Source organism: Rhodospirillales bacterium RIFCSPLOWO2_02_FULL_58_16 (genome assembly GCA_001830425.1).
Lineage (GTDB): Bacteria > Pseudomonadota > Alphaproteobacteria > Rhodospirillales > 2-02-FULL-58-16 > 2-02-FULL-58-16.
Genome location: MIAA01000007.1, coordinates 31,224 through 39,373, shown reverse-complemented (window position 1 = coordinate 39,373; position 8,150 = coordinate 31,224). Strand labels below are relative to the sequence as shown.

The following is an 8,150-nucleotide window of genomic DNA, read 5'->3' as shown; positions in this document are numbered from 1 at the left end:
GACGAACGCCTCCAGGCGCTTTATCGCAAGCAGGCTGACCCTTTCTCGATTCCGATCAGATCGCGCCTGTGCGCGGCCTTCCTCAAACGCCATCCGGAACTGATCGGAATTTAGGGCAAGGTATTCTTTGTAGCAGGGGGGGTGTGATGATATATTGACCCTTCATTTTATCTTTTTCCAATTGAACAGTCTCTTGAACAAAAACAAAGTAAAAGCATTGGTTACGGGCGGGGCCGGTTTCATCGGCAGCCATCTTGTCGAACGTCTTCTCGCCGACGGTCATCAGGTTGTCGTCATCGACAACTTTGCCTGCGGCTCATCGGATAATCTGGCCGCCGTAGCCGATAACCGGCGGTTAACGGTGCATAAGGCCGATGTCGCCCGCTTCGAGGATATTCGCCTCTTTTTTGACGGCGTTGATCGGGTGTTTCATTTGGCCGCCCTCGCCGATATCGTGCCTTCCATCCAACAGCCCATGCGTTATCACGACGCCAACGTCAACGGCACGGTTTCGGTCCTGGAAGCGGCGCGCGCCGCCGGCGTCAAGCGATTCGTCTATGCCGCGTCCTCGTCCTGCTACGGCATTCCCGATCAGTACCCGACGCCGGAAAGCGCACCGCCCCGTCCGATGTACCCCTACGCCCTGACCAAGTATCTGGGAGAGGAGTATGTAAATCATTGGCATCGCGTCTATGGGCTGGCAACGGTGGCGTTGCGCCTGTTCAATGTCTACGGCCCACGGGCGCGGACATCAGGAACCTACGGGGCGGTGTTCGGAGTTTTTCTTGCCCAGAAGCTGGCCGGCAAGCCGTTCACGGTGGTCGGCGACGGCGCCCAGACCCGTGACTTCACCTTTGTCAGCGATGTCGCCAATGCTTTCGTCATGGCCGCCGAATCAGACATTTCCGGCGAGTCGATGAATGTCGGTTCCGGTCAAACTTACAGCGTTAACAGGCTGGTCGAACTGCTGGGGGGAGAAGTTGCCTATATCCCGAAACGGCCCGGCGAGCCGGACTGCACCTTTGCCGACGCCTCCAAGATTCACCGGCTCCTGGGTTGGGAACCAAGGGTTTCCTTTGAAGACGGCGTTAATATTATGCTCAAGAATATCGACTACTGGAGGAAAGCTCCGGTATGGTCCGTAAAAAGCATTGAGGAGGCGACCGTTGATTGGTTCCGCTTCCTCGGTTCCCGTGAACATAGGGGATAATCATGGCCGGCAAGACGGGGAAGTCCAAAATAAATAATACGAATGAAACGGCGGCTCAAAACCCGTTGCAGACAAAACTCAAGACGATCGAAGAGCTTGCCGAGATCACGCGCATTGCCCGCGCCGACGGGGAAACGGTAGTCCTCGCTCACGGCACCTTCGACCTGGTTCATGTCGGACATCTCAGGCACCTGCGGCTGGCGCGGCGCGAGGGGACCATGCTTATCGTCACCATCACCGCCGACGCCTTTGTCAACAAGGGGCCGGGACGGCCGGTGTTCTCGGAACATATGCGTGCGGAAATGCTCGCCTCGCTGGATATCGTCAATTATGTGGGAATTCAGCACGCGCCGATGGCCATTGACGCCATCAAGACGATCCGCCCCGACGTTTATGTCAAGGGCGGGGAGTACAAGATTCCCGATGACGACATCACCGGCGGCATCGTTTCCGAGCGCCACGCGATTGAGGCCCATGGCGGACGGATTGTCTTTACCGAAGACATCACTTTCAGTTCATCATCGCTGATCAACCGCCATCTTTCCGCTTTCGACCCGGCTCTCGACCATTTTCTCGAAGCCGAGCGCGAGAAAGGTTCGCTGGCGGCGCTTTTGGCGTTGCTCGACAAGGTAAAGAACTTCCGGGTGCTGATTGTCGGCGACGCCATCCTTGATGACTACAAGTACGTCTCGGCCATCGGCAAGTCGCCCAAGGAACACATCATCGCCACCCTGTTCGGCAACCGGGAGATTTTTGCCGGCGGAGTATTCGCCGCCGCCAATCACATCGCCGACTTCTGCAAGGAGGTAGAGATCGTCACCGCTATCGGGCGTGACTGCAAATATGAAAAGATCATCATCAATTCGCTGAGGAGGAATGTCAGACTCCACGCCTTCCGCCGCAATGACGCGCCGACGACGCGAAAGGTCCGCTTCATTGATCAGAGCTATCTGCGCAAGATGTTCGAGGTCTACTACATGGACGATACGCCGACCTCGTCGGCCATGGAAAGCAAGATCGACCGCATTATCAATGACAGGGCGTCTGACTTCGATCTGGTGATCGTCACCGACTTCGGCCATGGGCTGATTACCCCGTCGATGGTAAAGACCATGACCGGCGCTTCCAGGTTTCTGGCGGTGAATACCCAGTCCAACAGCGCCAACATCGGCTACAACCTGATCACCAAGTATCCGAGCGCCGATTACATCTGCATTGACGCGCCTGAAGCGCGGCTCGCCTGTTCCGACCGCTTCAGCGATATCGAAACGATTGCCGGCGAATCCATTCCCAGGCGGGTGAAGTGCAAAAAGGTCATAATCACCCACGGTTCTCACGGCTGCGTCGGATACGAAGCGGGAAAGGAGGTGGTGCGGGTTCCCGCCTTCACCAAGACCGTCGTCGATACGGTCGGCGCCGGCGACGCCTTCTTTGCCGTCACCTCGCCGCTGGCCGCCGCCGGGGGAAGCATAGACCAAATCGCCTTCATCGGCAACGCGGCCGGCGCCATCAAGGTAGGAATCGTCGGCCACCGCCACTCCGTCGAGAGGGTGCCGCTGATCAAGTTCATGACGACATTGTTGAAATAGGGAGCCGGGGCGTGACAAAGATCAACAGCGTTCTGGTGACAGGCGGGGCGGGCTATGTAGGCTCGGCGCTTTTGCCGAAGTTGCTGGCGGCGGGCAAGCGGGTCACCATTCTTGACCTCTATATGTACGGCGAGGATATTTTCGCCGAGTATCGCGCCGATCCGAATCTGATCGAGATCAAGGGCGATATTCGCAGCCTGCCGACGGTAGAGCGTGCTCTGCGGGGTGTGGATGCGGTCATTCATCTGGCCTGCATCTCCAACGACCCGTCCTATGACCTTGATCCGGAATTGGGCAAGTCGATCAACTTTGACTGCTTCAGGCCGCTGGTTCAGGCCGCCAGGAGGGCCGGGGTCAAGCGCTTCATCTACGCCTCGTCATCCAGCGTTTACGGCATCAAGGATGATCAGAACGTCACCGAGGACCTGCCCCTTGATCCGTTGACCGACTATTCCAGGTTCAAGGCCCAATGCGAGCAAGTGCTGGCCGAAGAACGAACGCCCGGCTTCGTTACATTGACCCTGCGTCCCTCCACGGTGTGCGGCTATGCACCCCGCCTGCGTCTGGACCTGACCGTCAATATCCTCACCAACCACGCCATCAATAACCGCAAGATCACCGTTTTCGGGGGCGATCAGAAACGCCCCAACATCCATATTGATGACATGACCGATTTGTATGTGCATGTGCTCGATCTGCCCGATGAGACCATCGACGGCAAAGTATTCAACGCCGGCTGGGAAAACTTTTCGGTCATGCACATCGCCGAGATGGTGCGCGCCGCTCTCGGCATCGATGTCGAGATCGTAGTGACGCCGACCGACGATAACCGCTCCTATCATGTTTCCTCGGAAAAAATGCGCCGCGAACTGGGCTTCGAACCCAAACACACCATCGCCGACGCCGCCCGCGACCTTCAACGCGCCTTCGCCGCCGGCAAGATTCCCGATCCGATGACCGATCCGCGTTACTACAACATCAAGACCATGCAGCAACTGGGCCTGAAATAATGACCGGAGAGCACTCCCGCGAGTTCATGATCGACCTCTATCGGGGGCTGCTGCGCGTACGCATGGTCGAAGAGGAAATCGCCTCCCGTTACGGCGAGAAGGAAATGCGTTGCCCGGTGCATCTGTCGGTGGGACAGGAGGCCGCCGCCGTCGGCGCCTGCGCCGCCCTTAAAACCGATGACGTGATCCTGAGCACCCATCGCTCCCATGCCCATTATCTGGCCAAGGGCGGCGACCTCAAGGCGATGCTGGCCGAAATCTACGGCAAGGAAACCGGATGCTGCGGCGGTCGCGGCGGCTCCATGCATCTGGTTGACCTCAAGGCCGGCGTACTGGCGGCGTTGCCTATTGTCGGCGGCTCGATACCGATCGGCGTCGGCGCCGCCTTCACCTTTCGCAACCAGGGCAAAGGCAGGGTGTCGATGGTCTTCTTCGGCGACGCCGCAGTTGAAGAAGGCGCCTTCCACGAAAGCGCCAACTTTGCCTCCGTTCACAATCTTCCCGTCATCTTCGTCTGTGAAAACAATCTCTATTCCGTCTACACCGGCTACGCCAAAAGACAGCCTTCGAGGCCGATCACCGATCTGGCCGAGGCCCACGGCGTCAGGGCCGCATCCGGCAACGGCAATGACGTGCTGGAGGTATACAGGCTGGCATCGGAGGCGGTGGCGCGGGCGCGGGCCGGCGAAGGGCCGACATTCCTTGAACTGGCCACTTACCGCTGGCTGGAGCATTGCGGTCCCAATTATGACAACGATCTGGGGTATCGCTCCAGCGAAGAGTTCGAGAACTGGCGCGACCATTGTCCGCTGAAGCACCATCGTCGCCTGCTTAAGGAGATGGGATTGTTGAGCGATGAGGAGGAGGCGACGATCCGCCACAAAATTCAAAGCGAGATCAAGGACGCCTTCAAGTTCGCCGAATTATCTCCCTTGCCGGCGACAGAAACGGCGGGTGATCATGTCTACGCCTGAGCGCATCCTTACCTTCAGCGCGGCCATACGCGAAGCCTTCGACGTATGCCTGGAGCGTGACCCCGGCGTCTACCTGATGGGCGAGGGAGTCACCGATCCCAAGGGCATTTTCGGAACCACCCTGGGGCTGCTTGAAAAATACGGACCCGACCGCATCGTCGAAATGCCGACATCGGAGAACGGCATGACCGGCGTCGCCATCGGCTCGGCGCTGATGGGACAACGCCCGGTAATGCTGCACCAACGGGTGGATTTCGCGCTGCTGGCTTTTGACCAGATCGTCAACAACGCCGCCAACTGGCGCTACATGTACGGCGGCAAGGGCGGCAATGTGCCGATGGTGATCCGCGTCGTGATCGGCCAGGGCTGGGGTCAAGGCGCCCAGCACGCCCAGTGCCTGGAGCCGCTGTTCGCCCACATCCCCGGCCTGAAGGTGGTGATGCCGACGACAGCCGGCGACGCCAAGGGCCTGATGATCGCCGCCATCGAAGACCCGAATCCGGTGATCTATATTGATCATCGCTGGCTGCACAACACCACCGGCGTGGTGCCCGAAGGACACTATGTTCGCCCGTTAAAGAGCGGACGGACGGCGCGGGAAGGACGCGACGTTACCGTCGTCGCCACCTCTCACGCGGTGATCCAGGCCTTGCGCGCCGCCGAAGTGCTGGCGGAAGCCGACTGCGCCGTCGAAGTCATCGACCTTATGGTCCCAAGGCCGCTGGACATGGAAGCCGTCAACAAGTCGGTGAGCAAGACCGGAAGGCTGCTTACGGTGGATACCGGCTGGCGCACTTTCGGCATCGGCGCCGAGATCGTCGCCCGGATCAGCGAAACCAACTTTGCCGGGTTGAAAGCGCCGCCCCGACGGCTGGGCCTTCCCGATCATCCCACGCCGAGCAGCCGCTCCCTGGTCATCAATTACTACCCGCGCGCTGAAACGATTATCGAAGCCGTCGGCGCCATGATGAATCTGGACATGGAAAAAATTCTGAAAATCCAGAACCGCCTGTTCGCCGAACGCGCCAAACTCCCCATCGATATTCCGGACTCATCGTTTACCGGGCCGTTTTGAGTTCTTTGATGAAAATAGATTACGAGAAAATGGCGGCGGACTATGACAACGGTCTGTTTACCCGGTTGCGCAGTTTCGGCCCGGCGGCTGATTTTCTGGAGACCTGGGTTCCCGACGCCGATGACATAAAGAGTATTTGCAATATGCTGGATGCGGCGGCTGTCGCCGGTCGGCGGGACATGGCTATTTTCATCGGCCGGCAAACGGCGGAGAGCATAGATCAAGGACGACTGCTGAAAGCCGCCGGGGATTTCGGCGCCGTCCATATGGAGCCTGACGGCGAGGGGCTGCTGTTGACGGTTTCCGCCGTCCGGCGATGCGCCGACAAGGAAAAAACCGGATTCAGGAAAACCGGCGGGTATGTAAAAAAAGCCGAAACTTTCAGCAAGGTCCGGGATATATCCGCCGGACGGGAAATTAAACGCGCCGACCATATTGGCGCCCACTACCGCAAGGCCGTAGAGGCCGCCGGCCGAGACCTTCGCTTCGAGGGATTCCTGAGCGGCAGGAAAGGCTACGTTATCGCCGAGGGCGAACATGGCGGAGCAAGGTTAATGTTGCTGGTGGACAGGGATGATCATTCCATATCGCGGGCGTCTCATAACGGCGCCTCGACGGCCATCGAGAAGGCGTTGCTGGACAGGTTGTGCGCCCTTATCGAGGGTAAGCCGATCCAGGAAGCCGGCGATCACGGGGTGATCCGGCTGGAATTCGACCTGCGCGACAAGTCGATGGAACGTCCTCTCGCCGGCATCGTCATGGCCGACGCCGCCGACGCCGCCTTTCTCCTGCCCCTCAAGCTGGTGCGCGACGCCCTTGAGGATTACCGGCGCAAGACCGGCTATGTAAGCACCGACAACACTTACGATCCGGGTCCCTCCGAGGAATGGAAGGACATGCCCGACGATGAGCGCCGCCGCCGCCTTAACGACGCCATTGCCAGGATCGCCGAGGAAAACAATTTCCCGGCTGAAGATGTGCGGGTGACGGCCATTGAACACCATGTGCGCGTCGTCATCAGGTTCAACGGCGCCCTTGAACACGCCGACAAGCAACGCTGCCTGATGATCCTGGAAACGGGGATCAAAGACATGGTTGACGGACGCCTTGAACTGTTCCAGGAGGAGATCAGGGACAACAACAGGCTGCGACGGCTCAGCGGGGAAAGGACGGCGCCATGACGGCGATGACCGACCACGCCGAGCTGATCCTCGACGGCACCAAGATCGCCTGGCACATGGACCGGGTAAGAGCCTGGGAGCGGGGCGAGCGCATCGCTCCGATAACCATCGACATGGCGTTGACCCGCGCCTGCAATTACGCCTGCGAGTTCTGCTACGCGATGTTGCAGGAAAACACCCGCAAGGTTATCAACCGCAAGGTCATCTTCGACTTCCTTGAAGACTGCGCCGAGATCGGGGTCAAGGGGATCAGTCTGGTTTCTGACGGCGAAAACACCATCTCGCCGGTTTTTGTCGATACCGTTAAACGGGGAGCGGAACTGGGCCTGTCGATGGCGGTCGGCACCAACGGCTTTGTGCTGACCAAGCGCCGCCTGGAGGAAGTGCTGCCGTATCTTACCTATTTGCGCGTCAATATTTCCGCCGGCGAGCGCAAGCGTTACGCCGAGATCATGGGGGTCAAGGAAAGCTGGTTCGACCGGGTGTGCCAGAACATCCGCGACATGGTGGAAATCAAGAAACGGGACGGGCTTCCCGTCACCATCGGCCTCCAGATGGTGCTGATGCCCCAGTACGAGGACCAGATTCTTCCCCTGGCCATGCTGGGCAAGGAACTGCGCCCCGACTATCTGGTCATCAAGCACTGCTCGGACGGCGAGGACGGCAATCTGGGCGTCGATTACGGCGCCTACGGCAAGCTGTATGACAAGCTGCATCAGGCCGAGGCGTTGTCCGACGACGGCTATGAGGTCTCGGTGAAATGGTCAAAGATCGAAGCCAAGGGCAAGCGCGACTACCAGCGCTGCTACGGCGCGCCGTTCATCGTCCAGCTTTCCGGCTCCGGTCTGGTGGCGCCGTGCGGCATGTTGTTCAATGAGCGCTACAAGAAGTTCCATATCGGCAATATCTGCGAGCGACGCTTCAAGGATATCTGGGCGTCCGACCGCTACTGGGAAGTGATGAACTACCTGGCCTCGCCCAGATTCAACGCCCAGAAGATGTGCGGCTCCCTGTGCCTTCAGCATAAGGTGAACGAAGCGCTGGACGCCTATAAAAAGGACCAGATTATCCTGGAAACTCCGTCCGGCCCCCCGCCCGAGCATCTGAATTT

General features: G+C 59.1%; 7 protein-coding genes. All 7 read left to right on the top strand.

Annotated elements, in window-relative coordinates:
- Window positions 1–193: 193 nt before the first annotated feature.
- Complete coding sequence (locus tag A3H92_03695; protein OHC76247.1) at window positions 194–1,210, top strand: NAD-dependent dehydratase; 1,017 nt, start codon at window positions 194–196, stop codon at window positions 1,208–1,210.
- Window positions 1,211–1,275: 65 nt separating this feature from the next.
- Entirely contained in the window at window positions 1,276–2,799 is a 1,524-nt protein-coding gene (locus A3H92_03690) for a cytidyltransferase (GenBank protein ID OHC76246.1), read from the top strand.
- 11 nt (window positions 2,800–2,810) lie between these two features.
- A complete protein-coding gene (locus tag A3H92_03685; protein OHC76238.1) occupies window positions 2,811–3,809 on the top strand; it encodes a UDP-glucose 4-epimerase in 999 nt (332 codons plus the stop codon).
- Complete coding sequence (locus tag A3H92_03680) at window positions 3,809–4,783, top strand: acetoin dehydrogenase (GenBank protein OHC76237.1); 975 nt, start codon at window positions 3,809–3,811, stop codon at window positions 4,781–4,783. Before A3H92_03685 ends, A3H92_03680 begins: the two co-directional genes overlap by 1 nt.
- Window positions 4,770–5,858, top strand: a complete 1,089-nt coding sequence (locus A3H92_03675; protein OHC76236.1) for an acetoin dehydrogenase — start codon at window positions 4,770–4,772, stop codon at window positions 5,856–5,858. The genes A3H92_03680 and A3H92_03675 overlap by 14 nt, the downstream gene beginning before the upstream one ends.
- An 8-nt stretch (window positions 5,859–5,866) precedes the next feature.
- Complete coding sequence (locus A3H92_03670; protein ID OHC76235.1) at window positions 5,867–7,039, top strand: hypothetical protein; 1,173 nt, start codon at window positions 5,867–5,869, stop codon at window positions 7,037–7,039.
- On the top strand, window positions 7,036–8,150 hold a 1,115-nt coding region (locus A3H92_03665), incomplete at its 3' end, for a radical SAM protein (protein ID OHC76245.1). The genes A3H92_03670 and A3H92_03665, both read left to right, overlap by 4 nt.

Bases quoted from the DNA above. Each gene is read 5' to 3' on its own strand.
- A3H92_03680 (OHC76237.1), top strand. From the start codon at position 3,809: ATGACCGGAGAGCACTCCCGCGAGTTCATGATCGACCTCTATCGGGGG.
- A3H92_03675 (OHC76236.1), top strand. From the start codon at position 4,770: ATGTCTACGCCTGAGCGCATCCTTACCTTCAGCGCGGCCATACGCGAA.
- A3H92_03670 (OHC76235.1), top strand. From the start codon at position 5,867: ATGAAAATAGATTACGAGAAAATGGCGGCGGACTATGACAACGGTCTG.